The following is a 26,635-nucleotide window of genomic DNA, read 5'->3' on the forward strand; positions in this document are numbered from 1 at the left end:
GCTTTAGAGGGCTTTCTGATTGCTTTTCGAAGGTTACCCCTTAAGAAGTCGCTCGTTTTCTCAAATTGATAATCAAATTGGAGTTGCAGTTTTTTTGAACATCTGTGTTTGGTCGTCATTTTGAGAATGGACGCGTAGGTGGCTGATCTAGATGTGATTTCATAGCAAGACACTCTCGGCATAGAACATGCAACGTCAGCCATATAAAGGATAAATCTGAGGGCGTCATTATGGCTAAAGTAAGTGTTGTTATTCCTACCTACAATTGTTTGGATTACCTGCCGAAAGCGATTGGTAGTGTACTAAAGCAGACTCATCAAGATGTTGAGCTGATTGTCATTGACGATAACAGTAACGATGGAACGTCGACGTATCTTGCTTCTATAGACGATGAACGCATTATTACGTTGTCCACATTGGGTGTTGGTGCGCCTCAAGCGAGAAACCTAGGGATTGAAAAGGCGACCGGTGAATACATCGCTTTTTTAGACGCAGACGATTTCTGGTTTCCTGAAAAAATTGAGCGCCAACTCGAATTTCATCAACGTTACCCTGATCTCGCGATGAGCTTTACTAACTACGAGCATCTTACTGAAGATTACCAAGTAATAGTCGACTGCTTTAGTTACTGGTCGCAGTTTCAAGATCAAGATGAGCTGTTCATCAATATCGAGAACCCGTTGGAGTTCATCATAGAAAATAATGTGATTGGAACATCAACGGTCATGGTGAAAGCGGATGTGTTTTCTCAAACAGACAGTTTCAATGCTGACATCAAGTATGGGGAAGATTGGGAACTGTGGCTTCGAATGAGTGAAAACCATCAGATCGGTGTGTTGAACTCGGTGCAGGTTGGCTACTTGATGAGAGCGAGCTCTGTTACCCAAACTGAAAGTCTTAAATTGAGAAATTTGCAGTCTATAGAGACTATTCTTCAACATTACCAAAATGACAGTCAACGATGGAATCTACCCACTTCTAGCTTCAAAATCGCAAAGGCGAGAATACTGGAAGGTTATGCTGACTATTATCGAGGTTTACAACAGAATAGACAAGCTATTGCCTACAGTTTCCGTTCTTTGGTCATGTCACCTCAAAAACGCACATTGCGACACCTAATTGGAGACTGTAAAAGTTTCCTAAAGCCAGCTTGGTAAGGAAAAGGTGACGACTATGGGTTCTTTAAAGCAGTCGGCTTACTACGCCATCGGTATATTAATGATGAAAGGGATTTCATTGGTGATGATCCCGTACATTACGCACAATATGACGTTGGCAGAGTATGGTTCCTTAGAAGTCATTGTCTTGCTGGCAGACATTGGGACGATATTGTTCAGCTTCGGTATTGTCGATGCCATGTATCGTTATGTGGGTGTTGCGGAAGGTGATGAAAAGCAAAAGCTCGTCTCGAACTGCTTCACATTGAGCGTGCTGGTGTGCGTGCTTGGGGGCGCCTTGATTGCCCTCAATATGCCGTTGTTAATCTTAATGTTGCCAGTTGAATTCCAGCCTTACCAGATACTGCTTCTGCTTATTCCTACCATGCTCGATGGGGCGATTTCTATCCCGCTAACGCTGATGCGTATGAACGCGATGGCGAAACGTTTTTGCATGCTCAATGTGTTGAAAGCCGGTGTTCAAGCCATCATGACTTTTGTTTTGCTTGAGGCTGGATACGGTATAGATGGCGTGTTGATTTCAGCTGCGGTATCCAGTGTGTTGCTAATGGTTTGTTTAGTGCGTTATCAATGGCAAGAGATGGGATCTTTTGGTTGCTTCAAATACTCGGCGAAGATCTTAAAATTCGGACTGCCCGTTCTGGTTGGCGGTGCATCAATGTATATGATCATGGGGCTCGACCGCTGGGTAATGGCAAGCTTCGTCGGTGTCGAAGAACTCGCGATTTATGCGGTTAGCGGAAAGTTCGCGTTGATTCTTGGTCTGTTGTTGCAGCCTTACGCGCTTTGGTGGTTTCCAAACCGGGTGGCCATGCTGCAACAACCAGATGGTAAGAAAGAGTGTGCGGACAGAGCGCTAGTCGGCGTTAATCTGGCCATTGTGTTGGGTTGTTTGATGATCCTCACTGTACCCGGTTTTATTACTTTGATTTTGCCTAGCAGTTATCAATATGCGGGTACCATCGTCGTGGCACTCTTGGCCATCGGCGTGATTAAGAATGCAGGGGATTACCTTAACCTCGGTTGTTTTAGCGGTGACTCAAGTCAGTCGCAAATGTGGATACAGGGTGGTTGTGCGATCTTAGCAACCATTGGCTATCTTGTTGTGACACCGATTTATGGCGTGTGGGCCGTGGTAGTGGTGCTTTGTGGTACTTATGCCGTGAGGTTGTCACTGCTCTATATCGTGAGCCAAAAAATGGAATATTTACCTTATGATCACCGTAAATGGATGGCAGCGTTGAGTATCGCCATACTTGCGATTACCAGTGACAGGCTTCTTGGTTGGGTGTTGATTGATGTTCATGACTTTGTTTTAGGCAGTTTTGTGGCAATAGTGACGTTAGTCGTCTTTGTTCGATACTCTGTTATTCCTGTTCCGCAGGCGCTGCTCGATAAGTTTACGCTAGGTAAGCAGTCACATGTAAGTTGAACTCACTTCATCTAGAGTGCGGGGTATCCTTATAAGTGTCTAGAGGTATATGAATTATTAATAATAAAACAATGTTCATAATTATTTTAATTAGATATTATTTATAAATATAACGAATGCTAACGATGGAAAGATATATGAATAAGTGGATGTTGCTCCTTTCTCTGTTTTCAGCTGCCTCATACAGCGCCTCTAATTTTTCAAGCGAGGGTATGAGTGCTCCCGACTTCAATTCACCAGATTTCAAGCCGCCAGAAGTTTCTCAGCAGGAACAGCACAATATCGTTTGTGAAAGCGTGGTCTGCAAATCAACGTCTGCACGCCCGTCGGTTCCTGTTGTTGGTGAAGTGCCTGATAGAGAGCTTAATCAAACCATCGAAACCCTTGCGAGTGCTATCTATATTGTCGGTGAAATTGGCGTCGCGGAAAATTTGTCTACGCCAGAATATGAGAAATTTTTTGAGAACTAATTAGCATGGTGCGCCAGAGAATGGTTACTGCTTTCAAATGTTGCTACCCAAGATATTAAATGCTGTTATAAAAGGTAAAGTCTCGTTCAACGATTCAATCACCGCGGCATCTGGCAATTAGGAAGCACCAATGGAAATCTGGAAGTTACTGCTGTTCATCCCCGCTTGTTTTGCGCTCAACATGACACCGGGCCCAAACAATTTGTTATCAATGAACAACGCCCGTTGTTACGGATTTCAGGCCGCCTTTGTCGCAGGCCTAGGAAGAATCCTCGCTTTTTCTGGCATGATTGCTTTGGCTGCATCTGGCTTAGCGGTTGTGCTTTATACTTCTGAAACGCTGTTTTTCCTGATCAAACTATTTGGCGCGATGTATCTGTTGTGGATCGCGTTCAACCTATGGCGCTCACACGCCAGTCCGGTCGTGGATATCGAACGTAATAAGAATTGGTTTGGTCTAGTTAAACAAGAGTTCACCCTTGCAGCTGGTAACCCTAAAGCGATACTCATCTTTACCGCATTTCTGCCTCAATTCGTTGATGTTTCAGCCAATGTAAACACACAGTTCTTCATTCTAGGTGGCACATTCCTAGTGTTAGAGCTGCTCGCGATATCTATCTACGCTGCCTTTGGTTTATACCTCAGAAACTGGTTCTCCAAGCCGCAAATGGCTAAGCGTTTCAACAAAGCGTGCTCGGTTTTTCTTGCGTTATCTGGCGCAAATTTGTTGGTTATTCGACAGTAAAACATAAGTAACCTAATCTACTCCTCAGGCGTTAGTTAAGTGGCATCTTCGTTAAGGTAGTTCGTAAGCCTTTAGGCTGTTGATATATTATTAATAGCACCTTTGAGTTTGCATGTTTAAACTTGAGGTTCGGTTTAAATGAGGTCTATCTATGAATGTTGTTTGTGCGGAAAAACAAGAACTGGCTGATATCTACCAGCTTGAACATGCTTTGTTTGGCGCTCACGCCTATCCGCTGTTTTTCTTTCGTCAGGCCTTTGATTGCTGGGGAAAAGGTTTATTGGTTGCTAAGCAAGACTCAAAGATTGCTGGCTATGCCTTAACGACAACCACAGACAAGCAGAATGAGTTTTGGGTCCTCTCATTGGCTGTAGACCAGAATTATCGTGGCATGGGAGTTGGCCGGAAACTGATGCAACAGGCGGTTGAGCAGTTGCCTCGAGATGCTAGGCTTTTGCTCACTGTAGACCCAAATAACACATCGGCTCGTGCGCTTTATGCATCGATGGGGTTCGTTACCATCAAGCAAGAAGACAACTACTTTGGTGATGATGAGCCGAGGTTAGTGATGAAGCTCATCATCTAGATTGTCACTAGCTCTTTTTGTTCGCCAAGCAATACTGCCAGCCAAGCGATGAGCACAATCGCGTTTTTGAGCGTGGCACTCACTGGAGATGTGGAGCTAGGGAAGGTGGCGACGACTTTACCTTCCTTACTGATCAAGAATTTGTAAAAGTTCCATTTAGGCGTTACGCCCGCTTGCTGTTGTATCTCTGTAAACACGGGGTTGGCGTTGCTACCAGACAGTGAAGCTCGCGCCATCATTGGGAAGGTCACGCCATAGTCTAGGTAACAAACCTTTGCCGTCTTCTCTTCGCTTCCCTTGTCTTGGCGAAAATCATTACTTGGGAAACCGATAACCGTGAAGCCTTGGTCTTTGTAGGTTTGATGAAGTTGCTCGAGTTGCTCAAACTGCGGAGTGAAGCCACATTGGCTCGCTGTATTTACCACCAATAGAGTTTTGCCTTGAAACTCATCGCACAAGGCGATTTCTTCGGTTGAGTTTAACAAGCGCTGTTTGCCATTAAGTATTTCGGGACAGCTCGCTGCAAAGGCGATGGAACTCGTGAGGCTTGTAATCAGTGCGGTTGAGCAAAGTAGTGAACATTTCATAGGGTTGGCTCATTTTAGTTGGCGTAATGGTTATTACTCTTGAGCACGATGAAATGATCACTTTGCGTATTATTTACTGTCTCATTAACTCGCGCTTTTAGTTGTGCTTTTGCTCTCTGAGATAAGATATGGAGCGACCAAGCGACTGATATTCACTTTTGCACCAAGGCGAGCCGCTAATAGATACATGCCACCAATTTTTCGGTGCAGGAACAGCGCATCGGCGGGCGGCGTATGCCAATACTCTTGTTCCATGCTCAAAATGGTGCCTGCTTCACGAAGCCTTTGTGCCAATCCACTGGCTTTGAAGTCGTACTCTTCGTCAACTAACATCGGCTCACAGGCCATCTTCACTAGATTTAGAATCGCTTGGCGTTGTTCGGGAAGAATTGTCTCGCTAAAGAATCCTATTTGCTCTAAAGCTCGGTTGAGCACTTGCTCATCGTTGTTAATGACAGAGGAAAAGGCCAAGCGATAACCCTCGCTGAAGCGGTCACTGTACTCACGGGTTGCTCCGAAATCTAATAAGCCAATTTGTCGGGTGTTTTCAACATAAAGGTAGTTGGCGAAATTGGGATCGGTTTGCACCATCTTAAAATCGAACAACTCTCTGAACAGAAGCTCCAGTAAGCTGTGCATTACAAAGTCACGTGTGCTTTGGTCGTAACTTTCGATTTGCTCTATCGAGACGCCTTCGATGAAGTCCATGGCGAGCACCGATTCTGAAGAGACTTGCGGATGAATCTTAGGTACGACGAAGTGAGAGTATTCTTTCAATGCATCATGGTAACGAGTTGCGTAATCAGCTTCGCGAGCATAGTCTGCTTCATCGTGGAGCTGTTTCTTTGCCTCTTCTAACAAGCCTTTGTAGTCGACCGACTTTGGTATCAAGCCAACAATATTGAGCAGCGTGCCCACGTTATCTACATCACTGTCGATACTTTTTCTAATGCCGGGGTATTGGACTTTGACTGCGAGTTTGTCCCCAGCATCACTATAGGCTTGGTGAACTTGTCCGATAGATGCACTGGCGATCGGTTTAAAATTGAAGGACAGGAATTCGGTTTTCCAATGGTTCCCGAGCGAGCTTTCTAACACTTGATTGAGCTGTTTTGTTGGCAGTGGATCGGCATCGGAGCGCAGGCGAGAGAGAATGTCGGCTAACTCTGGTTCTAAGACATCACCCGCATCCATTGATAGCATCTGTCCTAACTTCATAGCCGCACCGCGCAGGTGTGCGAGTTGATCGGTCAGGCGAGCAATGTTTTGTGGCGTTAACAGTAAGTCTTTTGCTTTGGGCCTGTTGCCTTGTGCAATTTGTTTGGTGCCTTCCGTTAGCACGTTACCCGCGACTCTTGTCGCCAACGAAGCGAACTTACTGAATCTAGAAATTCGATGTGTGGGAAGGTTTCTCTCTTTTGCCGACATAAAGGTTCTCTCTGGGAATCAGGGTTGATACCAATCGTAGTAAATAACTGTTCACCCTAGCTTGTTAAAAATCTCGATAAAGTCGTTAGATTTTTTGATTGTAGAATAACTACTTATCTAAAAAATCCGCCTTGTTCTCAAGCTTTTTTCCTGCGCTATTTCTTGACACTTACCTACTGTGATTGGTATGACTACAAAGTTCTATCAATCATTACACAACCGTATGTTTTGTTGTGCTAACTTGTCGCGTGGAACAGTAAACAGAATTAAAAGGACAAAGCATGAAATTTATTTGGTTGAAAGTGGCCGTTACGGTATTGGTGTTCGCAGCCCTATTTGGCATCGTTTACTACAAAGTCGCCAGCGGCATGTCTTAACTCAACACTATTTTGTGCAGCTGTTACCGTTGCAACGTGATTTTCCGGTTAGCCAAAACGAAATCTTATATCGATTTTTGGCAAACCGTAGATAACACCAATCTGCCATTGGCTTAAAAATCGCCCAACGTAACGGGGCATACAGCCAACCCTTTCCTACTAGCTTCCACGCTTGGTAAGTCACGTCTAAACCGAGCAGCAGCTTTCCGTTTTCGTCCAGTGCATGCAAGATTGTATTGGCTGCCTCGGCATCTATTTGCGGGTAGTTTGAAAACGCTTCACTGTAGATATCGACGGTCTGGATCTGATCTTTGGAATCAGACTTAGTCAGTGCTGCCATCTCTTTTGCACAAAGTGGACAGGTTCCATCGTAAAATATCGTTAATGCAGTCATTGTTTTCCTTACTATTTTCGTCAATTCTCATTGATACGACATCACCATTTAGGTGGATCATTCTGCCCAGTTATCCGACACTGTTATTGTGACAACCAATTTACAGTATCATCTCGAGGTAACATCCGTTCCATGCATTTAAAAAATAAGAGCCTATCTCCAATGACAACAAAGTTAATGAACCGTTTGATTATAGCTGTGACAGCCCTGATGCTCAGTGGTTGTGTTAGCTACAGTATTACCGAGCAAGAAATGACGAAGTACCTTGAAGACTCAGTGATGCTAGAACAAGAGGTTGGTGTACAAAGTGTGATGTACGCACAAGTGGCTGTGGATGATCTAGAAGTGCAAATTGGTCGAGCCGATGCACAACGCGTGTCCGTGTTGGCGAATACCAATGCAAAAGTTCAAGTGTTCAATATGCCTAATATGGGGTTGGATTTAGACTTAGAGTTCAGCGCGATTCCCGAATACGACAAGGAGAGTGGCGAGGTGTATCTAAAGTCGCTGCGACTAGAGCGCTTTGAAGAAAAAGGCAAACAGCTTTCGCCTGAAATAGAGACACTACTCAAACCAGCTGTATCGATGATAGGTTTTGCTTTGTCCCAGTCTCCGGTTTACAAACTCGACAGCAACAAGGTTCAAGAGTCGTTGATTAAGTCATCGGAACCCAATCTAGTGATTAAAGACAATAAATTGGTTATCGAATTGTTTGATTAACCCTCAGTGCATTAGTTTTGACTAAGCTCTCACCCATAATGGCTGCCTACTAGGTAGCCATTTTTGTTTGAGCTCAGTCGGTCATGACTGTTTTTAGTCGGTTTACTCACCTTGTCTATCAGTCTCATTTATTGAATTCGCTGGGTATCTCACCTTTACTTTACTCTTGTGAGCAAGTCATCGCTTCAGTCATCAAATCATAAGAAAGAAAAGGTGAGCGAACTATGAAGAGTCCAGTAATTGCGGATAACAAACCCGTTAAAGTAGAGCTGACGAAGGGAGAGAAGTATTACTTCTGTACCTGTGGGAAGTCGAAAAACCAACCGTTTTGTGACGGTTCTCATGCTGGTACGGGGTTCAAACCGAAAAGCTTTGTCGCCGAAGAGAGCGGAGACGCCTACCTTTGTCGCTGTAAGTATTCCAACAACCTTCCTTTCTGCGATGGCACTCATAAACAGTTCACAGCGGAACAAGTTGGGCAAGAAGGCCCTGAAGTTCACATTCAAGCGACAGCCCCTGATTTATCTCCAGCGGCAACCGCAACCAAAGAAGAGCCTACCGTGGAGTTTATTCATCAGTTAGCGCGTGATGGTTTATCTAAGGTTGGGCATCATGGGCCAATGACCTCTATGGGCGTGCCAAGACATCTATTACCTCACTGGGACGATATTCAAGTGATGGTCGCGCAAATGGCGACTAAGCCTTTGCTAGAAAATGTGCCTGTTGGTACCGAACTGATTATTGGCCCCAAAGCGAAGAAGCCGCTTAAATTGGACATCTCTTTGTTTGTGTCTGATATGAGCTTTGGCTCGCTATCTGAAGAAGCAAAAGTCTCATTGGCGAAAGGGGCTGAACTCGCAGGAACAGGTATCTGTTCAGGTGAAGGCGGTATGTTACCTGAAGAGCAAGCGGCGAACTCTCGCTATTTTTATGAGTTAGCCAGTGCTCAGTTTGGTTACGATGAAGCTAAACTCAAAAACGTTCAAGCCTTCCATTTTAAAGGAGGGCAAGGCGCAAAAACCGGAACGGGCGGGCACTTACCGGGCGCGAAGAACATAGGCAAGATCGCGGAGGTGCGTGGCATTGAAGCGGGCACGGCAGCGATTTCTCCACCCACCTTTGTCGACCTTAACACGGTCGAGGATTTTAAAAAGTTCGCCGACCGTGTTCGAGAGGTGACAGGCGGTATCCCGATTGGCTTTAAGTTAAGTGCCAATCACATCGAAGAAGACATTCAGTTCGCGCTTGATGCCAGTGCCGATTACATCATCTTAGATGGGCGTGGTGGCGGTACAGGGGCGGCGCCAGAAATGTTCCGTGACCATATCAGTGTTCCCACTATTCCAGCACTCGCTCGCGCTAGAGCGTATCTCGATAAACAAGGGGTCAGTGACAGAGTCACATTGATCATCACGGGCGGCTTGCGCGTGCCGATGGATTTCGTAAAAGCGATGGCGCTTGGTGCTGATGGTGTCGCTATCTCAAACAGTGCCATGCAGTCGATAGGTTGTGTGGCGGCGAGAATGTGTAACACCAATAATTGCCCTGCTGGTATTGCAACTCAAAAAGCCGATTTACGTCAGCGTTTGAATGTCGAGAAAGCATCGAACCAGCTTAAGAACTTCTTTGAAGCCTCGACAGAATTAATGCAAGTGATGGCGAGGGCATGTGGGCATGATCATTTGAATCAATTTAACCCTCATGATTTGGCAACATGGAATCGCGAAATGGCCGAGCTATCCGGTGTCGCTTACTCTGGTGTCTGTCCTTAAGTAAATAATACTTCGATAAAGCACACTCAATGTATTTTGGGTGTGCTGACTTTTTCCTGTGTAATGCCAACCTATGTTAAACCTTTCATAATCAACTGCTTTATAAGTGTTTTTAAACTATTTCCTATATTTTGAAAATATCGCTTTACCTCAAGTTAACTTGAGGTTTTATCATCATCCCCAATCTAAAAACACAATCTATCACCTTGTCGCCTAGTGCAGGTTTTGATGTTATCAAACAGACGTTACGAATCTTCAGTTATGAATTTTGAGCTCCGTAATTGAAGTCATGAGTGCAAAAAGGTGAGAAAAATGAACAAGGATCAACAATGAAAGTATTAGCGATTGGCGCGACCAACAGTACAACATCAATTAATCAACAACTTGCAGCGTACACCGCAGGTTTAGTCGAAGGCGCGCAAGTCGAGGTGCTCGACCTTAATGATTTCGAGATGCCAATTTACAGCGAGAAAAGAGAGCAAGATTCAGGTGTTCATCAACACGCTCAACGCTTTTTTAGCAAGATTGGCGAAGCAGATGCTGTGGTCATCTCTTTTGCAGAGTATAACGGCTCATACACCGCAGCCTTTAAGAATGTGTTTGATTGGACATCACGAATCGACATGAAAGTGTACCAAGGCAAACCTGTTGTGATGCTCTCCACATCACCAGGCCCAGGCGGCGCAAACTCTGTGTTGTCGTCTGCGGTAAATTCGGCACCTTACTTTGATGCAGATGTGAAGGGGTCGATGTCGGTGCCAAGTTTCTACGACAACTTTAATGTAGAAACGGGTGAGATCATCAATGCCGAAATGGCCGAGAGCCTGAAATCGATCATGAGTCAGATTTAGAGAGCGAGAACACCACAATAAAACAAAGCAGCCATGTTCACGATTGCTTTTCATTGCGCCCGTTGTCAAAGTTTAAGGACATTAATTGGTTAAGGTAACAATAGGTCGCTACTCTAAAGTTAAAGTAAGCTTTAAATATTTATGATCTCAAGGATAGTGTCGTAATGAGAAACATCGTATACCTCACCATAGGCCAGTTGGCTGAGCGCAGTGGCGTGGCTCCTTCGGCGTTACGTTTTTACGAAACCAAGGGGTTGATTGCTTCGATTCGTACTAACGGAAATCAGCGCCGTTATCAGTCGGCGATGTTGAGACGAATTGCGTTGATCCAAGTCGCGCAGTCGATAGGCTTCACGCTGGAAGAGATCACCGAAGAATTATCGACACTGCCGATGAACCATACCGCGACTAAGCGAGATTGGGAGCGCGTTGCTAAGAAGTGGCAGGGGCAACTCGACAGTAAAATGGCGCAGATTAAATCGCTACAAGAGAACTTAACCGGCTGTATCGGTTGCGGATGCTTGAGTATGCAAAAGTGCAACTTGCTAAATCCTGATGATATCTTGCATGACCAAGGGCAGGGCGCACAACGAATTGTTGAACAGACTAACTGAGTTCCCGAAAGGCATGGAACAGCGAACTAAGTTTCAGGTGTTTGCTCAATGGGTTAAGCAACAGTTGTGACCGAATAGCGTGCCTAGACAAACACGAATTATAGGTCTAGTTTAGATGGTTCTTTCAATAAAAGAAGAGGTTAGTTATGTTCAGCCATGTTTTTCTCGGTACCGATGATATTGAACGCGCGAAGGCTTTTTATGACCCAATCATGAAAGTGCTTGGTTATAGCGAAGGCTCTGTTGATCCCAAAGGGCGCTGTGTTTACGTTAGCCAAACGGGTGTGTTGGGCTTAACGAAGCCGATTGATGGTCAGCCTGCGACTCACGGCAACGGTATGACGGTGGGTTTTCTTGCGTCTTCTCCTGAAGTTGTAGATGAGTGGCATCGAGTTGGCGTCGAAAATGGCGGTACCAGCATTGAAAATGGCCCCGGAGCGAGAGGTTCTGACGAGCGTCGCTTGTACATGGCTTATTTGCGAGATCCTGATGGAAACAAGATTTGTGCAACGCACTTTATGCCGTAGTTTACGTTATGCCATCGTTCATTTTATGCCACAGTGGCGTATACTTAGATCATATTGATGGTTCGGAGTTGGCTAAGTTGCGGCTCTGGACTTGTTAGCTTCCCGATAACTCAAAATTTTGCAAAGGACTGGCTAGATGAAACCGAACGAACTGTTTTATGAAAGTTTTGAGCGCTGCCGGATTGACCAAGAATTTCTCGAAACGTTTTTGGCTGATTTTTGCGAGCATAACCCAAGGTTTTCAGAACGTTTTGAAAATATAGGGTTAGAGCAACAAATCAAGATGCTTAAAGCCTCGATCATTCTTATCTATAACTCTGCGGGTCTGCCGAGCGTACGAAACTCGGTAAAAAAGCTTGGGAAGCGACATAAAGATTTAGGAATGGATATCTCTGAGCAAGAACTCAACGAGTGGTTCAATTCGTTACTCAATACAGTTAAAAAATATGACCCTCACTACGATGAAAGCGTCGAACAAGCTTGGACAGAAACTCTCGAGGCCGGCTTAACTATCATGAAGAAAGAGTGCGTAGTTCCAAACACTGTGAATAACTAGGTCGTTGGTGGGTAGTTTTGCTTGTTCGTTAGTTAAAACCGGCATTAACTCTTGAAAGATTGACATTGTCAGGTAAGCCTAACGATATCAGGCTTACCTCTTATTGTTTGACTAGAAATGAGCAGCCCAACCAATCAGGAACCCTTGCGATGCGGTATCGTATTCAAAGGTCCCCTTGTTTTCGTAATCAACCCAGGTCGATTTGTAGGCAACATTTAAGTCAGACCAACTGTTTATCTGGTATCGCACGCCAGTTAACAGAGATGAGGTAAAGTTGGTGTCACTACCAAGCCCTGCATCAATGGTTGCGTGAAACTTCCAATCCTTATTGATCTGCGTTATCCATCTCACACCTATTTGGTACTGTCCATCACGCGGTCACGTTTGGACGCACCTGTCACCTGAATACGAAGCGATGCTCGGTCAAAACGGTTGGGGACTCCAAGAAGTGGTCATGAAAGATCTTGATGATCACGTCGGTGAGATGATGGCGAAGATGGAAGAACTCGGTATTGCTGACAACACCATCATCATTTTCACTGCCGATAACGGCCCAGAGATCATGACTTGGCCAGATGGCGGTATGACACCTTATCACGGTGAGAAAGGCACAACTTGGGAAGGTGGCGTAAGAGCCCCTGCATTGGTTAGCTGGCCGGGTAAAATCCCAGCGGGTACTGTAGGCAATGGCATCTTTGATGGTATGGACTGGTTACCCACTCTGGTCGCTGCGGCTGGTGGTCCAACGGATCTAAAAGAAAAACTGCTGAAAGGTCACGATGGCTTTAAAGCGCACCTTGATGGTTACAACCAAGTGGATATGCTGACTGAGAAAGGCGAGTCAAACCGTAAAGAGATCTACTACTACGAACGAGACAAGCTGCAAGCGGTTCGTGTTGGTGATTGGAAGGCGCATTTCGTGGTTCAGAATCACGGTTGGAGTGGCCCGAAAGAAGAACTTAACGCGCCATTGCTGTTCAACCTGCGTCGTGATCCTTACGAGCGAGCAGCTGAAGAGTCGGGTATGTACTTGAAATGGATGGGGCAGAAGATGTGGGCATTTGGCCCTGCTCAAGCTGCTATTCAACAACACTTAGCAACCTTCGAAGAGTGGCCTCCAGTGACGCCTGACTCTCCGGCAGAGAAGACTGGTGGTGTAGGTAACTAGTTAAATATCATAAAAAATCCCGCTCACACTGAGCGGGATTTTTGTTTGAAAGCGTCTTAACGTTGGTTCTGTTTTAGCGTCGTGTTTCGTTCAATGAACTTCACTGGCACCATCAGCTTAACCAAGCTTGTGTCTTGCTCTTGAATCTGGCTAACGACAATTTTCACTGATTCACGTGCAAGGCGTCTGAAATCTTGCTTGAAGGTAGTGAGTTGGTAGTTCAACCATTGAGTCTGTGGGATATCGTCAAAACCAATCACTTGAAGATCTTCTGGAATACGCAGGTTAAATTCTAAGCGCGCCACATCCATTACTGCCATCGCGAGGTTATCTGTCGCACAGAAAATCGCTTGAGGATGTGTGGGTTCTGAAAACAGAGTCCGAATGGTATCTAGAGCATCAAGGTAGTCATAGTCAGCTTCAATAACACGAGCTTGCTTGCCTGTTAGATCTTCGAATTCTGAGCAAAAGCCCGATTCACGCTCGCCGTTGGTGTAGGTTGGCACGTTACCTGTCAGGTAAACCGCTGACTTTGTTCCTACGCTATGTAAATGTTGAGCGGCGACTTGGCCTGCGGCGTAGTTGTCACTTATTACATGGCTACTCTTAGTCCCCTCAACTACACGAGCATACTGAACAATGGGGATGTTGAACTCTTCACACTCTTCATAAAGCGACTTGTTAAAGGTCGCAGAAGCAGCAATCACGCCATCAACTCGGTATTGGAAGATATTGGGAATTGAGTGGTTATCGTTGCCATCAACTTGCCAAGGGATCAATACCGCAGAATATCCCTGTTTTTGTAGTTCAGTGGAGATAAGCTGCAGCGTTTTCATGTGAATAGGGTAGTCGGCATCAGGGAAAACTAAGCCAATCAATTTTGATTCATTTGTCGTAAGGCTACGGGCAAAAGCATTGGGACGATAATTCAACGATTTCGCGGCATCGAACACTTTCTGCTTGGTCTTTTCAGACACTGAACTTCCCGGTACAAATACGCGAGATACAGTTGATTGAGAAACGCCAGCAAGTCTAGCGACATCTTTAGAGGTGACGGTTGGCTTTGACGCCGTGGAGTGTTTTGGAGAGCTCATAGACCATACTTTTGAACCAAATTGATTGTGCATAGAGTAACATAATTAGGTACGTACTCAAAAATACAATATGCCATGATTGGATGAAAAATAAGGGTTAATAGAGAGTGTTGAATATTATTCTGGGTATGACCCAAAAAAGCTCTGCGTAAGAGCAGAGCTTTGTTTAAAGAATTTATGAATCGACTAACTGGGCGTTAGAAGTAGTAACGAATACCTGCAGCGAATTGGTCGTCTCTGTTTTCGAATTTACCGCCAACGAACTGATCTTTACCTAGGTCGAATTGGTACTCAGTCCAAACTAGGAATTTGTTCTTCTGGAAGTGGTATTCAACACCAGGAATAAGCAGGTTACGCTCATAGCCATCTGTTTGGTCATCACGATCTTCCATGTAGTTGTAGTTCAACGTAGGGCGTAGGCCATTGTCGAAGTGGTAGTAAGTGTAGATTTCACCACCTAGGGTATCGAACATTACATCCGTACCGCCTTGGCTTACAGCTTCCCAGTTTTCGCCCACGTGGAAAGTGGCACCTGCGTAGAAGCCACCGTTGCTGTAGTTCGCACCCAATAACATGATGCGCATGTTGTCACCATTTTTAGCTCCTTCAACGCTCGTTGAAAGATCTTCTAGCTCATTTTGGTGGTAAGCCGCACCAAGTGTTACGCCATTAAATGGTTTGTAAGTGATCGACGCGCCCATACCGTTTTTCAATGAAGCTGTCGCATTACTCGCTAGTGCCACTTCTTCACGTGTCGTTTGGTAAGTGAAGCCGTAGCTTACTTGGTCGTTGATTGAGTTACGGTAAGTAATGGAGTTTTCTGCTCGACCTGTACCAGATGCAATACCCCAGTCAGAAAGGTTGTAAACACCTGAGCCGCGAGTACCGAAGACACGACCTAAGTCGGTGTACCATGCGACGTCATAAAAAGTAGACCACTGCTTAGTACCTGCTGCGATCTTGCCGTATTTGTCGTGCTCTACGCCTGCGTATAGAAGTCGGTCGTAAATATTGTCGCCGTTAGCACCTGAGTTGTAACCCCATTCAGCATGGCCAAAGCCAGTCCAGCCGTTATCGAGTCCCATTTGACCTTTAAGGCCGAAACGAGAGCTACCGCTGTTCCACTCACCGTTGTGGTCGCCGCCCTTATCTTGGTAACGAACGTCGAAACGACCGTCTAAAGTAAGGCTATCGCCCGCGTCATTGGTAAAAGTGTGTGCAGCAAAAGCAGAACCTGAGGTAAGTGCTGTCAGGATCACTGCTGAAAGAATCGACTTTTTCATTGTAATTCTCTTTATTCAGGCCGTAGAAAGCCACCGTGCTTTCAAGCCCGTTATATTGGTAATGGTTTGGCAGGGTGTACCCCATCCATGAGGCACTAGTAGATTCAGTTATTAGTGGAGCAATAATGAATTGGTTGGAGCACTTACTAGGAGCGAGAAGGGTCCCCCAGTAAGCGTGGCAACCTAAATCAGATGTCTATTTAGGTTGCCACTATTTCGTTTCAATCTTTTGGATTAAAGCGTATCGATTACAGCGTTGGGTTCATGATGCTTGAAGTGCGTTCGAACACATCTAGACCTTGCTGTTGTAGCCAGTAAGGAAGGTCGATAAGAACCCAGTTCTCAGACAGTTTGTCACCGTCACGGTAGTAAACGTCAACTACTTGCATGTTTGCACGTACTTCACCGCCAGTCATACCTAGGAAGCCACCTGTTGGTGTGTTTGATAGGTTTGGCCAACCGAAGAAACAAGAGAAGTTACCTTCAGCGAAACGACAAACGTGGCCGTTGAACTTCTTGTCTTTCAGGTTGTTACGGAAAGGAAGTTGGTGCTGTTGTTGGTAGCGAGGAATTGTGTAAGACGCGCCGATACCACATGGGCCGTACCAAATCATGTCTTTTGACCAGCTCTTCGCTAGTACTTCTGGTGGGCAACCCATCGCGCCGCTGTCGTTAAGAGCAGACAGGTCATCAACCATTTTGTTTACTAGAGCAAGTGTCGCAACACCTTCTTCTGGAGCCGCGTCTTCGAATAGCAGACCGTCGTGGTTACGTGGGCCAGGGTATACGAAGTGCTTACCAGTTGATGGTGGAAGTGGGTAGCAACCCGCTTGATCCATCATGCCTAGTAGGTCTAGAAACAGGCCTGTCTTAGTGATTTTGCCATCAACAACACAGTTAAATTCTGCGTAGCGAACGTTCATGATCTTGCCAGTTGGGCGCATACCTAGGTATTCAGCGTCGAATAGACCCATGAAGTGACCCATGCTCATTACCCAAATCTCATCTGGGTTAACTTCGTTGTTACCACCGATGAAGATGTCTTGACGACGCTGCATGCGAGTCATTGACTTCATCATTGGTGCCCAGAATACGTCAGCTGCTGCTTGTGCGCCTTCTTGCTCACGGAATGGGTAAACACCGCGCCACAAGTAATCTTCAGAAGTGTGTGCTTTTAAAACTTCAGCAACGTTCTCGTGAGTTGCGTTTTCCATTGCATCGAAGTATTCACGAACAATGCGTTTCGCTTCTTGATATTTAGACATAATAATTTCTCTTTGTGTTGTCGAGTCAACATTCGGAACAGGACTCGATTTGGATTTTGTTACCGGCTGATTTATCAGCCGGCTTTAAACTTTTCGTATTTGAACTTCAGCGTATGAGTGTCGAATTAAGCTTTTGCTGCTTCAGCTTTTTTGCTCTTATCGAAGACGCCACCTTTTAGAGTTTCAGGCAGTGTTAGCCATAGTAGGCCGGCGATAATCCATACGATTGGTGAGCCCCACATTGCTGTTTGTAGGTCGGTACGCTCTTGGATGAAGATAAGAACCATTGGTGCCCACATGCCGATAATACGACCGCCATGGAATAAAGCTGCACCATAGCTACGCAAGCGTGCTGGGAACAATTCAGAGAAGTAACCGCCCCATACTGCAGAAGCAGACAGGCCGAAGTTGTAGATAAGACCCAGAAGAGCCAGCATGTTTAGGCCGCCAATCATCATGTCGCCAGGTGCGACAAAGAAGATAGAAACCATGATACCTGCGAGGATGAAGCCGAACGCGTTGATCTTACGACCGTACTTATCTGCTGCCCATCCCCAGAACCAAGCACCGAAGAGTGAACCAAATGCTGAGATAGAGAAGATCAAACCGATGGTTGCACCATCAAACATACGAACATCTTTCAGGTAGGTAGTTACAAAGCCACCGAAGAATTGGAATCCGTAGAAGTTAAGACCAGAAAGAAGTAAACAAGTAATCGTAATTTTGCGGTAAGGCTTGCTTAACATCTCACCCCAAGAACCTTTTTTAGCTTCGGTTACTTCCCCAGCTGTATTGGTTGTTGTTTGTTGATCTTCTTCACCGTAGGCGATCACAGTTTTGTCGCTTGGTAATACAAAGATCATTAACGCTGCTGCTACAAGCGGTGGAATACCACCTACCCACATTAGGCTCTGCCAAGGTGCATCAACACTTGTAATGAAGGCTGCGTAAGCGCCCATTGCCACTAAAGCAACAGAGAACATTGAAGAAGCAAAAGCAGTCAACTTACCGCGAACCGTTGGTGTAAATAGGCCAATCATCAAAGATACAGCTACAGTGAAGTAACCACCTAAAGATAGTCCAATGATGAAACGCATTGCAGCCCAAGTGGCGTAGTCGGTAAACATCATGTTGATGATGGTTGCACCACCGTTTAATGCCGTAATTGCTATTAGTGTGGACTTCTTGCCGAACTTGGTTGCGAACCATGCACAGCTCAGAGCACCAATCAGAGCACCAACCGACTGCCAAGTGTAGAACTGAGCGGTATCAGAAAGGCTAATACCAGCATATTCTTCCACAATGTATGGGCGTACGTAGTCAATAATTACAAAGTTATAACAATAAAAAAAGTAACCTACTAGAATTGCTAGATATGCGGCTACCCTTTGAATCATAGGAACTTCGCTCATGTGTTTTTTAATGGTCATGACCGATAAACCTTTATTTTATATAGGGTGGTTTTGGTTTTAATTATTGTGTGTTGATTCTTTATCTTCATCACACCGTCTTCATTTCGGGAGAGATAATAGAATTTTTGTGGTTATTAGATCCGTGATCAAAGTCAATTTTAAAATGAGTGCGTACCCATTTTGTGTATTTTAGTGATCTTGATCTCATTTAACTGGGTTTTTGTGCTTTGTGGGGTGGTTTGAGTGTTTAATCGTCTATCTTAGTGATAATAGTCACACTTATTGTGGGTTTTTGAGGGAAAATATCCATTTTTGAGTACTATTGGCAGCGAATTAATTGCGACATACAATAAACGGAATCTAAAAATGGTTACGTACTCAAGTTTTGTGGTTATTGCTCTTTATGTGCTAACTACTTTGTTTATCAGCTACTTAGTTAATAGGCGCTATAGCGTCGGTGGCGACTTTTCGACTGGTGGAAAACAGTTTGGTTGGTTTACGGCAGGTGTGTCGATTCTTGCAACCTACATCAGCGCAATGACGTTCGTTGGCATGCCGGGCTGGGTTTATAGCTCAGGCATGGAAGCGATGAGCGTACATTTGAACTATCCAATAGTGATCTTTTTCACTGTGCTTTTCTTTGTTCCGGTGTTTTACAAGCTCGGCCTAACCTCGATTTACGAATACCTAGAGCACCGCTTTGGCGTTGTTGCTCGCACGATCAATTCCATCGTGTTCATTGTGGTTCAGTGTATTTCGGCAGGGGTTATTCTGTATGCGGTAGCCCTGATCTTAGTGCAAGTGCTGCCAGTGAGTATCTCTGAGGCGATCATCTACATCAGCGTATTTACTGCGTTGTATACCTATGCGGGTGGTATCTCGACTGTAATCTGGACTGACATGCTTCAGTCAGCAGTGTTGATTATCGGCAGCATTGCGATCTTTGTTTTATTGCTGATGAAAATCGATGCGGGCGAGATGTTGTCTCCTGAACATTTGAATATCATCAATCTCGATTTTGACTTAGGCGTCGATACCACATTGTGGGCCGGCGTAGTGGCTGTGAGCTTCTTGCACCTGAGTGTGTATGGCACTAACCAACTGATTATTCAAAGAACATTGGCGACTAAGTGTGTTAAAACAGCGCAAAAATCGATGTTGCTTTGTGGCTACGGCGCATTTTTTGTTTATCTGTTCTTTGCTGTGATGGGGGTGCTGTTAAGTGTCTTTTATCAAGACAGCAGTTTTGAAAACAGCAACGAAGTGATTCTCGATTTTGTGTTTAACCATACCAACCCAATCATTGTTGGTTTGGTGATCTCAGCACTTTCGGCTGCGGCAATGTCGACATTGGATTCCACCTATAACTCAATGGCGACGGTCGCAACGTTCGATTTCTATAAGCGCTTCTTCCGTAAGCAAGCCTCTGACGCGCACTATGAATCAGTGGCTAGAAAAATGAGCCTGGTTGCTGCAGCGTCGGTTGTTGTGCCTGCGTTACTGGCTGTTTCGAATGAATCAGTGCTTAAAACGATTGCGAGCTTAACCTCTATTTTTGTTGGTATTCGCCTTGGCTCTTTCATCTTGGGTTTGTTCTTCAAACAAGCAAACGAGAAAGGCGTAATTGCGGGCAGTATTGGCAGTGTGGCCGTCGTATTCATCGCCAAATACAGCGGAATAGCTTGGCCTTGGTTTGCCTTGATTGGCACTGTGGTTTTCTTAGTGTTAGGTTTTGTTGTGAGCCGCTTCTGGGGAGAGGTAACCGAGCAACAAAATGAATTTATAGAAAAGCAAAAGCATTTGTTTGCAAAGCCTACCGCGAGTCATTATGGCTTGTTGGTGTTCGCTGTTGTGACGATTGCTGCTTGTACTGTTATCCCTGATTGGCTTTATGCCGCTCTTTCTTAATTGACCGATTTTTTACTGGTATATCTATGTTATCGATCTTTGATATCTACAAAATTGGTGTTGGGCCATCGAGCTCTCACACCAACGGCCCAATGATTGCGGGTTTCCATTTCACACAATTAATCGCTGATAAAATCGCAGAAGTGACGCGTATTCAGGTGGATTTATACGGTTCTTTGTCATTGACTGGCATAGGTCACCACACCGACAGAGCTACAATATTGGGGCTACTCGGCAATAAACCAGACACCATCAAAATCACCAGCGCAAACCAAGCAATGCGTCATGCCGTAGACAGTGGTGAGATGGATTTAGCGGGCACCAAGCACATTGCCTTCAACTACGAAACCGACATGTTGTTCCACAAAGACAATCTGCCTCTGCATGAAAATGGCATGATGATTACTGCGTTTGACCAGAGTGGCAACGTGATTGTCGATGAAACTTATTATTCGATTGGCGGCGGTTTTATCGCAACTGCTGATGAACTGCAAAATGGTACTCAAACCCAAGCGGTAGAAGTTCCTTTCCCGTTCAAAAACGCCGATGAAATGCTTCAACAAGCTGACAATAGTGGGATGAGCCTCGGTGGTATGATTCTAAAAAATGAAGCGGAGTTCGAAGGCGCTGACATTATTTCAGAGAAAGCGGATCAAATCTGGCGAGTGATGAGTCGTTGTATGGAGCGTGGCTTTGAAACCGAAGGCATTCTTGATGGTGGTTTGAACGTAACTCGTCGTGCGCCTAACCTACTGAAAAAGTTAGAAGCGAATGCGGCGGTTGAAAACGACCCAATGGAAATCATGGATTGGATTAACTTGTTTGCGTTTGCGGTTAGCGAAGAAAATGCGGCTGGTGGCCAAGTGGTAACATCACCAACCAATGGTGCGGCGGGCGTTATTCCTGCTGTGTTGATGTACTACCATCGCTTCATTAAAGAGTTGGATACTAAGCAGTTAAAAGATTTCTTAGCGGTATCGGGCGCGATTGGTATTCTGTACAAAACTAACGCTTCGATCTCTGGTGCGGAAGTAGGATGCCAAGGTGAGGTAGGCGTATCATCCTCTATGGCGGCTGCGGGATTAACGGCACTACGCGGTGGCAGCAATGAGCAGATCTGTATTGCGGCGGAAATCGCGATGGAACACTCATTGGGTATGACTTGTGACCCAATTGGCGGCTTGGTTCAAGTGCCGTGTATCGAGCGAAATGCGATGGGTGCGATGAAGGCAATTAATGCATCTCGCATGGCATTGAAGCGAAAGAGCAAGTCTTTGATCTCACTCGATAAGGTCATCGCAACCATGTACCAAACCGGTAAAGACATGAACAAGAAATATCGTGAAACATCACTCGGTGGTTTAGCCTTGATCCATCTAGCTCATCCTTGTGAATAGCTAAGCCAGTTAACCCAGTAAATAATAACGTTAAGCCCAGAGCCTTAGACTTTAGAAATCTATCGCGGCTGGGCTTTTTGTTTTATGTGTTTTAGGGAGCTAATCTGAAAGCGGTAATCGATAGCTGTTTTTCAACTCTTTTACTGAGATGTTCGACTGAATCGCACTCACGCCTTTGACTCGTCTGATCGAGCTAATACGCTCAAAGTACTCTTCCAAATCTTTGGCCAACACTTGCACCATGTAATCGGCGCCGCCTGCAATGCAGTGACACATAGGAATCCAATCGGTTACCGCGACAAATTCTTCGAATGGTTCTGTGTTTTCAACTTCATGGTTACCCAAGGTCACAAGAGTAAAACCAGCCACATGAAAGCCTAATTTCTTACGATTCAGCTTAGCGGCGTAACCATCGATATAGCCAGTTTCCTCCATGCGTTTCCAACGACGCCAGCATGGGGTTTCGCTGAGGTTGACCTTCTCTGCGAGCTTGCTGTTGCTCATGCGTCCGTCTTGCTGGATATGCTCTAAGATGGCGATATCTGTGTCATCCAATACTTCTTTGGTGGATTCTTTCTGTTTCATGGCTATTTTGGAAAATTCTTGCTCAAATTTGGATTAATATTAGCCTATATAGCAATTTAATTCCTAGTCGAATCTGTAAACTCTCTCCCTATAAATACTTTACTTATTAGGAGTGAGAGGAAATGAGCTCTCAATTAATGCTGGCGTTCTTGCTATTTTCAACATCAATTGCAATTACCCCTGGGGCAGGCAATATCGCATTACTTGGGATTTCAAGTCGTTATGGATTTGCTGCGACTTTACCTTTTATCTCTGGGAACGCTGTTGGCATCATCATCGTACTGGCGGGTTCTAGTGTCGGTTTGGTGAGCCTATTTACCCTTTACCCAGAGCTATACAGCATTTTGAAATACGCGGGTGCGGCTTATTTGCTGTTCATGGCGTGGTCGATTGCGAATATGCAAATCGAAGAAAGCACCACCGACAATCGTTCAGGCTTTGTGTCGGGTGTGTTGGTGCAGGTGTTAAATCCTAAAGGTTGGATAGCGTCATTAACCGTGTTTTCGCAGTTCATCACTCCGAATGCAGATTACTTGATTCAAGTCGTGACCATTATCGCGGGTATGGTGATTACCGGTGTACCGTGCATGTTGGTGTGGGCGTATTGCGGCACCATGCTTAAAAAGCTACTGCAATCACCAAAACAGATGATGTTTGTGAACCGTTGCTTGGGCGGAAGCTTAGCGATGGTGGTTGCCTTTATGCTTTATCAACCGGCGTAAATCACAAATAAAAAAACCACTCCTAAATCCATAGGAGTGGCGTCTAAATGTCGACTAAGTCGTTAACAGTAAAGAATTAAGTTAACAAATATTTAAGGAGCTTGAGTTAAAAGCTTTAAGCTTTTCAGTGTAAAGGTTAAGCGGTTTCAGCCTCTTTAACTGGAGCTGAGTTACGGATTAGGTGGTCAAATGCACCTAAGCTTGCTTTCGCACCTTCACCCATCGCAATGATGATCTGTTTGTAAGGTACGGTTGTTACGTCACCCGCTGCGAACACACCTTTCATTGATGTTGCGCCATGAGCGTTAATTTCAATTTCACCGCGTGGTGAGAGCTCAACTTTCGAACCCTTCAACCATTCGCTGTTTGGCATCAGGCCGATTTGAACAAAGATACCTGCGAGTTCAATCTGTTTAAGTTCATCGGTGTTGCGGTCTTTGTATTCCAGACCGGTTACACGGTTGCCATCACCAATCACTTGCGTTGTTTGTGCCATCTTGATGATTTCGATGTTTGGTGTTGCGTTCGCTTTGTCGATAAGCACTTGGTCAGCGCGCAGTGTGTTCGCAAACTCAAGCACAGTTACGTGTTCCACGATACCTGCTAGGTCGATAGCCGCTTCAATACCTGAGTTACCGCCACCGATAACCGCTGTTTTTTTGCCTTTGAACAATGGACCGTCACAGTGTGGGCAGTAAGCAACACCTTTGTTGCGGTACTCTTGCTCGCCCGGAACGTTCATTTCACGCCAGCGAGCACCTGTACTTGTGATAACCGTGCGAGCTCGTAGTGTTGCGCCGCTCTCTAGCTCAACGTGGATGTAACCGTCTTCAGTGTCTTCTGCCGCAATGATGTTTGCAGCGCGCTGCTCAGTCATTACTTCAACACCGTACTCTTTTACGTGCTCTTCAAGGCTTGCCACTAATTTAGGGCCGGTGGTTGCTTTCACTGAGATAAAGTTCTCAATCGCCATGGTGTCCATCACTTGGCCGCCGAATCGGTCAGCAACCACACCAGTACGAATGCCTTTACGTGCAGCATAAATTGCCGCTGAAGAACCTGCAGGGCCGCCGCCGACAACCAATACATCAAACGGTGCTTGTTGGTTTAGGTTTGCTGCTTTCTTTTCCGCTGCGCCTGAATCAACCTTGTTAAGGATTTCAGCCAGTGACATACGGCCTTGACCAAATAGCTCACCATTAACGAATACACTTGGTACTGCCATGATGTCGCGAGACTTCACTTCATCTTGGAATGCTGCGCCGTCGATCATCGTTGTCTTAACCAGAGGATTAATCGCCGACATCATATTGAAGGCTTGAACCACTTCTGGACAGTTTTGGCATGAGAGCGAGATAAAAATCTCTACATTAAGCTCTTGATCGAGTTCTTTAATTTGCTCGATTACGTCCGCTTCAAGCTTGATAGGGTGACCACCACTATGAAGCAGTGCTAGAACCAGTGACGTAAATTCGTGACCCATTGGCAAACCGGCAAAACCGATCGCGGTGCCTTTCTCTTGGTTCACGACCTGCATGATAGGGCTGCGAGTGCTTGCGCTGTCATCGCGAGTCACTTCAATTTTATCGGTTAAAGACGAGGTGTCATTCGCCAGATCTTGAAGTTTGTTCGCGGTGTCGCTGCCATCCAGGCTAAGCACTAACTGAACATTGGTTTTTAGGTTTTCTAGGTATGCTTTTAGCTGCTGCTTCATTGCTTGATCTAACATAATCGTGCCTGCTCTTAAATTCTGTGTCTTGGTATTGACCAATACCTTCTTGCTGAAAAAGGAAAATAAAAAGGGGGCGCAAGTCGGCAAATATTGTGGTGTTGATGTTTTGAAAGGGTGGCGCGCGACTGCCCTTTAGGAGGGGGGCCGAAGCGCGCCTGTAGAACCGTTTAGCTATTCTTGTTAGCTAGGCTTAGATTAAATCTTGCCTACTAGGTCTAGAGATGGAGCTAGAGTCTCTTCGCCTTCTTTCCATTTAGCGGGGCAAACTTCACCTGGGTTAGCGGCTACGTATTGTGCTGCTTTAACCTTGCGTAGTAGGTCTTCTGCGTCACGGCCGATGCCTTCAGCTGTGATTTCCATTGCTTGGATAACGCCTTCAGGGTCGATTAGGAACGTTGCACGGTCTGCAAGGCCTTGACCTTCACGCATAACGTTGAAGTTATTTGTGATGTTGCCAGTTTGGTCGCCTACCATGAAGTATTCGATAGTGCCGATTTTGTCAGAAGTATCGTGCCATGCTTTGTGAGAGAAGTGAGTGTCAGTTGATACTGAGTAAACTTCTACGCCGCGAGATTGAAGCTCTGCGTATTTGTCTTGTAGGTCAACTAGCTCAGTTGGACATACAAACGTGAAGTCTGCTGGGTAGAAGAAGAATACAGCCCACTTGCCTTTAACGTCTTGCTCAGTGATTTCTACGAATTCGCCGTTTTTGAATGCTGTTGCGTTGAATGGTTTGATTTCTGTGTTGATCATGATTTGACTCTCTTTCTAATTTATAGTGTTTAACGCTATCCCGCGTCGATGTAGATATATTGCATTGCCACCGAAAATTAGTGAAATCGGACATTTCTATAGATTCAATAGGCGAATCCTATCTTCGAAAGGAAAAGGCTATCGGTAAAAGCTATCAACAAAAACAATTAACAAAAGCCATCAAACATCAACAACTCCCAATTTAAGTAGCTATGCTCTTTAGGTTGTTCTCTACATTGGGCTTATCTCTATTGGTGTGTGTATCTATGTATCTATGTATCTATGTATCTATGTATCTATGTATCTATGTATCTATGTGTCTATGTAGGTAGGGTTCGGTATGGTTTCTTTGCGAGAGTTGAGTTGTTATATCAAACTGTAAATAACAAAAAATTATCATTAATATAAATTATGATAATTTCAGTTAATTAACGCATGTACCTATACTCTCTCCATCGAAACGAAACACCGAAGCTAGACTTCGAAAAGCACAGAATTTAAAACGAATTTGGAGCAAGTTATGAAAATGAATCACGTAGGCATCATGGTGGGTGACATGGACCAAGCAGTCGAGTTTTACACGAAAGCTCTAGGTCTAAGAATCGTAATGAACAACACCAAAATGATGGAAGAGCGCGAATCAGCAATCGGCCGCATGTGTATCGCTGTGTTCGGTGAAGGCTTTAAAGGCTTCAACATTGCACACCTAGTAACATCTGATGGTATCGGTGTTGAGCTGTTCGAAATGAAAGAGCGCCAAGAGCGTCACGAAGTTGATTTCTCACGTCTAGGTATCTTCCACTTCTGTCTACAGCTTCCAAAAGAGCAGTTTCATTCAGCGATTAAACGTGTTGAAGAGTTTGGCGGTAAGGTCCGTATGGACATCATGCGTTACCACCCAGAAGACGAACTAAAACAAGCACAAATGGTTTATCTAGAAGACCCGTTTGGCAACCTATTCGAATTTTACTCGCACACATACGAAGACACCTACGCGACTGATTACGAGTAATAGCGTTACTGCGAGCTATTGTCAAATGTGGTGTATGGAGATCATGCAGTAGCCTGTTGATGAGTCT

The 26,635-nt window shown here is 45.1% G+C and carries 25 protein-coding genes and 2 pseudogenes; 16 read left to right on the top strand and 11 right to left on the bottom strand.

Annotation, left to right across the window (positions count from 1 at the left end; translation table 11 throughout):
• Nucleotides 1-230 precede the first annotated feature (230 nt).
• The 5 genes from ACED46_RS15215 to ACED46_RS15235 all read left to right on the top strand — a co-directional run bounded on the left by ACED46_RS15215 (nt 231) and on the right by ACED46_RS15235 (nt 4,411).
• On the top strand, nt 231-1,157 hold the full coding sequence (locus ACED46_RS15215) for a glycosyltransferase (RefSeq protein WP_017062218.1): 927 nt from the start codon (nt 231-233) through the stop codon (nt 1,155-1,157).
• Between the two features lie 16 nt (nt 1,158-1,173).
• Nucleotides 1,174-2,610, top strand: a complete 1,437-nt coding sequence (locus ACED46_RS15220; protein ID WP_371721808.1) for a lipopolysaccharide biosynthesis protein — start codon at nt 1,174-1,176, stop codon at nt 2,608-2,610.
• Nucleotides 2,611-2,726: 116 nt separating this feature from the next.
• Entirely contained in the window at nt 2,727-3,080 is a 354-nt protein-coding gene (locus tag ACED46_RS15225) for a hypothetical protein (RefSeq protein ID WP_082152309.1), read from the top strand.
• A gap of 130 nt (nt 3,081-3,210) precedes the next feature.
• Nucleotides 3,211-3,825: a LysE family translocator gene (locus ACED46_RS15230; RefSeq protein ID WP_371721810.1), complete on the top strand. Its 615-nt coding sequence runs from the start codon at nt 3,211-3,213 to the stop codon at nt 3,823-3,825.
• A 151-nt stretch (nt 3,826-3,976) separates the two neighbouring features.
• Nucleotides 3,977-4,411, top strand: coding sequence for an N-acetyltransferase (locus tag ACED46_RS15235; protein WP_017062214.1), 435 nt, complete (start codon nt 3,977-3,979; stop codon nt 4,409-4,411).
• Here the strand turns inward: ACED46_RS15235 and ACED46_RS15240 are convergent.
• From ACED46_RS15240 to ACED46_RS15250, 3 genes are all read right to left on the bottom strand, one after another.
• Nucleotides 4,408-4,998, bottom strand: a complete 591-nt coding sequence (locus ACED46_RS15240; RefSeq protein WP_371721811.1) for a glutathione peroxidase — start codon at nt 4,996-4,998, stop codon at nt 4,408-4,410. The genes ACED46_RS15235 and ACED46_RS15240 overlap by 4 nt on opposite strands.
• An 84-nt stretch (nt 4,999-5,082) precedes the next feature.
• Nucleotides 5,083-6,426 carry an AarF/ABC1/UbiB kinase family protein gene (locus tag ACED46_RS15245; RefSeq protein WP_065584895.1) on the bottom strand — a complete coding sequence of 448 codons (1,344 nt, stop codon included), beginning with the start codon at nt 6,424-6,426 and terminating at the stop codon, nt 5,083-5,085.
• 384 nt (nt 6,427-6,810) lie between these two features.
• A complete protein-coding gene (locus ACED46_RS15250; protein ID WP_017062190.1) occupies nt 6,811-7,197 on the bottom strand; it encodes a thiol-disulfide oxidoreductase DCC family protein in 387 nt (128 codons plus the stop codon).
• A gap of 162 nt (nt 7,198-7,359) precedes the next feature.
• Here ACED46_RS15250 and ACED46_RS15255 point away from each other — a divergent pair, with 162 nt between their 5' ends.
• From ACED46_RS15255 to ACED46_RS15280, 6 genes are all read left to right on the top strand, one after another.
• The gene (locus tag ACED46_RS15255; RefSeq protein WP_017065247.1) at nt 7,360-7,917 is read left to right on the top strand and encodes a DUF1439 domain-containing protein; all 558 of its coding nucleotides are present in this window, start codon (nt 7,360-7,362) and stop codon (nt 7,915-7,917) included.
• A gap of 224 nt (nt 7,918-8,141) precedes the next feature.
• Nucleotides 8,142-9,689, top strand: a complete 1,548-nt coding sequence (locus ACED46_RS15260; RefSeq protein WP_371721812.1) for a glutamate synthase-related protein — start codon at nt 8,142-8,144, stop codon at nt 9,687-9,689.
• A gap of 329 nt (nt 9,690-10,018) precedes the next feature.
• Nucleotides 10,019-10,540 (top strand): NADPH-dependent FMN reductase, encoded by a 522-nt coding sequence (locus ACED46_RS15265; protein ID WP_017062187.1) that lies wholly within the window; start codon nt 10,019-10,021, stop codon nt 10,538-10,540.
• A gap of 164 nt (nt 10,541-10,704) precedes the next feature.
• Entirely contained in the window at nt 10,705-11,154 is a 450-nt protein-coding gene (gene soxR, locus ACED46_RS15270) for a redox-sensitive transcriptional activator SoxR (protein WP_017062186.1), read from the top strand.
• A 146-nt stretch (nt 11,155-11,300) separates the two neighbouring features.
• Nucleotides 11,301-11,681: a VOC family protein gene (locus ACED46_RS15275; RefSeq protein ID WP_017062185.1), complete on the top strand. Its 381-nt coding sequence runs from the start codon at nt 11,301-11,303 to the stop codon at nt 11,679-11,681.
• Nucleotides 11,682-11,817: 136 nt separating this feature from the next.
• Nucleotides 11,818-12,237 carry a globin gene (locus tag ACED46_RS15280; RefSeq protein ID WP_371721813.1) on the top strand — a complete coding sequence of 140 codons (420 nt, stop codon included), beginning with the start codon at nt 11,818-11,820 and terminating at the stop codon, nt 12,235-12,237.
• A 111-nt stretch (nt 12,238-12,348) separates the two neighbouring features.
• Here ACED46_RS15280 and ACED46_RS15285 read toward each other — a convergent pair.
• A pseudogene (locus tag ACED46_RS15285) lies at nt 12,349-12,600 on the bottom strand (DUF481 domain-containing protein); the annotation flags it as partial.
• Between ACED46_RS15285 and ACED46_RS15290 the strand changes: the two are divergent.
• A pseudogene (locus ACED46_RS15290) lies at nt 12,596-13,405 on the top strand (sulfatase-like hydrolase/transferase); the annotation flags it as partial. The pseudogenes ACED46_RS15285 and ACED46_RS15290 sit on opposite strands and share 5 nt — an antisense overlap.
• A gap of 56 nt (nt 13,406-13,461) precedes the next feature.
• On the opposite strand, the gene ACED46_RS15295 reads toward ACED46_RS15290, so the two are convergent.
• The 4 genes from ACED46_RS15295 to ACED46_RS15310 form a co-directional block, all read right to left on the bottom strand.
• Nucleotides 13,462-14,499 (bottom strand): LacI family DNA-binding transcriptional regulator, encoded by a 1,038-nt coding sequence (locus ACED46_RS15295; protein WP_371721814.1) that lies wholly within the window; start codon nt 14,497-14,499, stop codon nt 13,462-13,464.
• A 197-nt stretch (nt 14,500-14,696) separates the two neighbouring features.
• A complete protein-coding gene (locus tag ACED46_RS15300; protein ID WP_371721815.1) occupies nt 14,697-15,782 on the bottom strand; it encodes a porin in 1,086 nt (361 codons plus the stop codon).
• 248 nt (nt 15,783-16,030) lie between these two features.
• Nucleotides 16,031-17,047, bottom strand: coding sequence for a nuclear transport factor 2 family protein (locus tag ACED46_RS15305; protein ID WP_017065254.1), 1,017 nt, complete (start codon nt 17,045-17,047; stop codon nt 16,031-16,033).
• A gap of 125 nt (nt 17,048-17,172) precedes the next feature.
• Nucleotides 17,173-18,477 (bottom strand): MFS transporter, encoded by a 1,305-nt coding sequence (locus tag ACED46_RS15310; protein WP_017065255.1) that lies wholly within the window; start codon nt 18,475-18,477, stop codon nt 17,173-17,175.
• 348 nt (nt 18,478-18,825) lie between these two features.
• Between ACED46_RS15310 and ACED46_RS15315 the strand changes: the two genes are divergently transcribed.
• Together ACED46_RS15315 and ACED46_RS15320 are read left to right on the top strand one after the other, a co-directional pair.
• A complete protein-coding gene (locus ACED46_RS15315; RefSeq protein ID WP_371721816.1) occupies nt 18,826-20,367 on the top strand; it encodes a sodium/solute symporter in 1,542 nt (513 codons plus the stop codon).
• Nucleotides 20,368-20,393: 26 nt separating this feature from the next.
• Nucleotides 20,394-21,764: an L-serine ammonia-lyase gene (locus tag ACED46_RS15320; protein ID WP_371721817.1), complete on the top strand. Its 1,371-nt coding sequence runs from the start codon at nt 20,394-20,396 to the stop codon at nt 21,762-21,764.
• Nucleotides 21,765-21,863: 99 nt separating this feature from the next.
• Here the strand turns inward: ACED46_RS15320 and ACED46_RS15325 are convergent, their stop codons facing one another.
• Nucleotides 21,864-22,349 carry an Lrp/AsnC family transcriptional regulator gene (locus ACED46_RS15325; protein ID WP_017065258.1) on the bottom strand — a complete coding sequence of 162 codons (486 nt, stop codon included), beginning with the start codon at nt 22,347-22,349 and terminating at the stop codon, nt 21,864-21,866.
• A gap of 122 nt (nt 22,350-22,471) precedes the next feature.
• On the opposite strand from ACED46_RS15325, the gene ACED46_RS15330 reads away from it, so the two are divergent.
• Nucleotides 22,472-23,071, top strand: coding sequence for a LysE family translocator (locus ACED46_RS15330; RefSeq protein WP_017071831.1), 600 nt, complete (start codon nt 22,472-22,474; stop codon nt 23,069-23,071).
• Between the two features lie 136 nt (nt 23,072-23,207).
• On the opposite strand, the gene ahpF is transcribed toward ACED46_RS15330, so the two are convergent.
• Entirely contained in the window at nt 23,208-24,800 is a 1,593-nt protein-coding gene (ahpF, locus tag ACED46_RS15335; RefSeq protein WP_371721818.1) for an alkyl hydroperoxide reductase subunit F, read from the bottom strand.
• Nucleotides 24,801-24,998: 198 nt separating this feature from the next.
• Nucleotides 24,999-25,556 carry an alkyl hydroperoxide reductase subunit C gene (gene ahpC, locus ACED46_RS15340; protein WP_016798107.1) on the bottom strand — a complete coding sequence of 186 codons (558 nt, stop codon included), beginning with the start codon at nt 25,554-25,556 and terminating at the stop codon, nt 24,999-25,001.
• Nucleotides 25,557-26,076: 520 nt separating this feature from the next.
• On the opposite strand from ahpC, the gene ACED46_RS15345 reads away from it, so the two are divergent.
• The gene (locus ACED46_RS15345) at nt 26,077-26,568 is read left to right on the top strand and encodes a VOC family protein (RefSeq protein WP_371721819.1); all 492 of its coding nucleotides are present in this window, start codon (nt 26,077-26,079) and stop codon (nt 26,566-26,568) included.
• Nucleotides 26,569-26,635 lie beyond the last annotated feature (67 nt).

The sequence above is a fragment of the Vibrio sp. 1S139 genome, from assembly GCF_041439475.1.
Lineage (GTDB): Bacteria > Pseudomonadota > Gammaproteobacteria > Enterobacterales > Vibrionaceae > Vibrio > Vibrio crassostreae_C.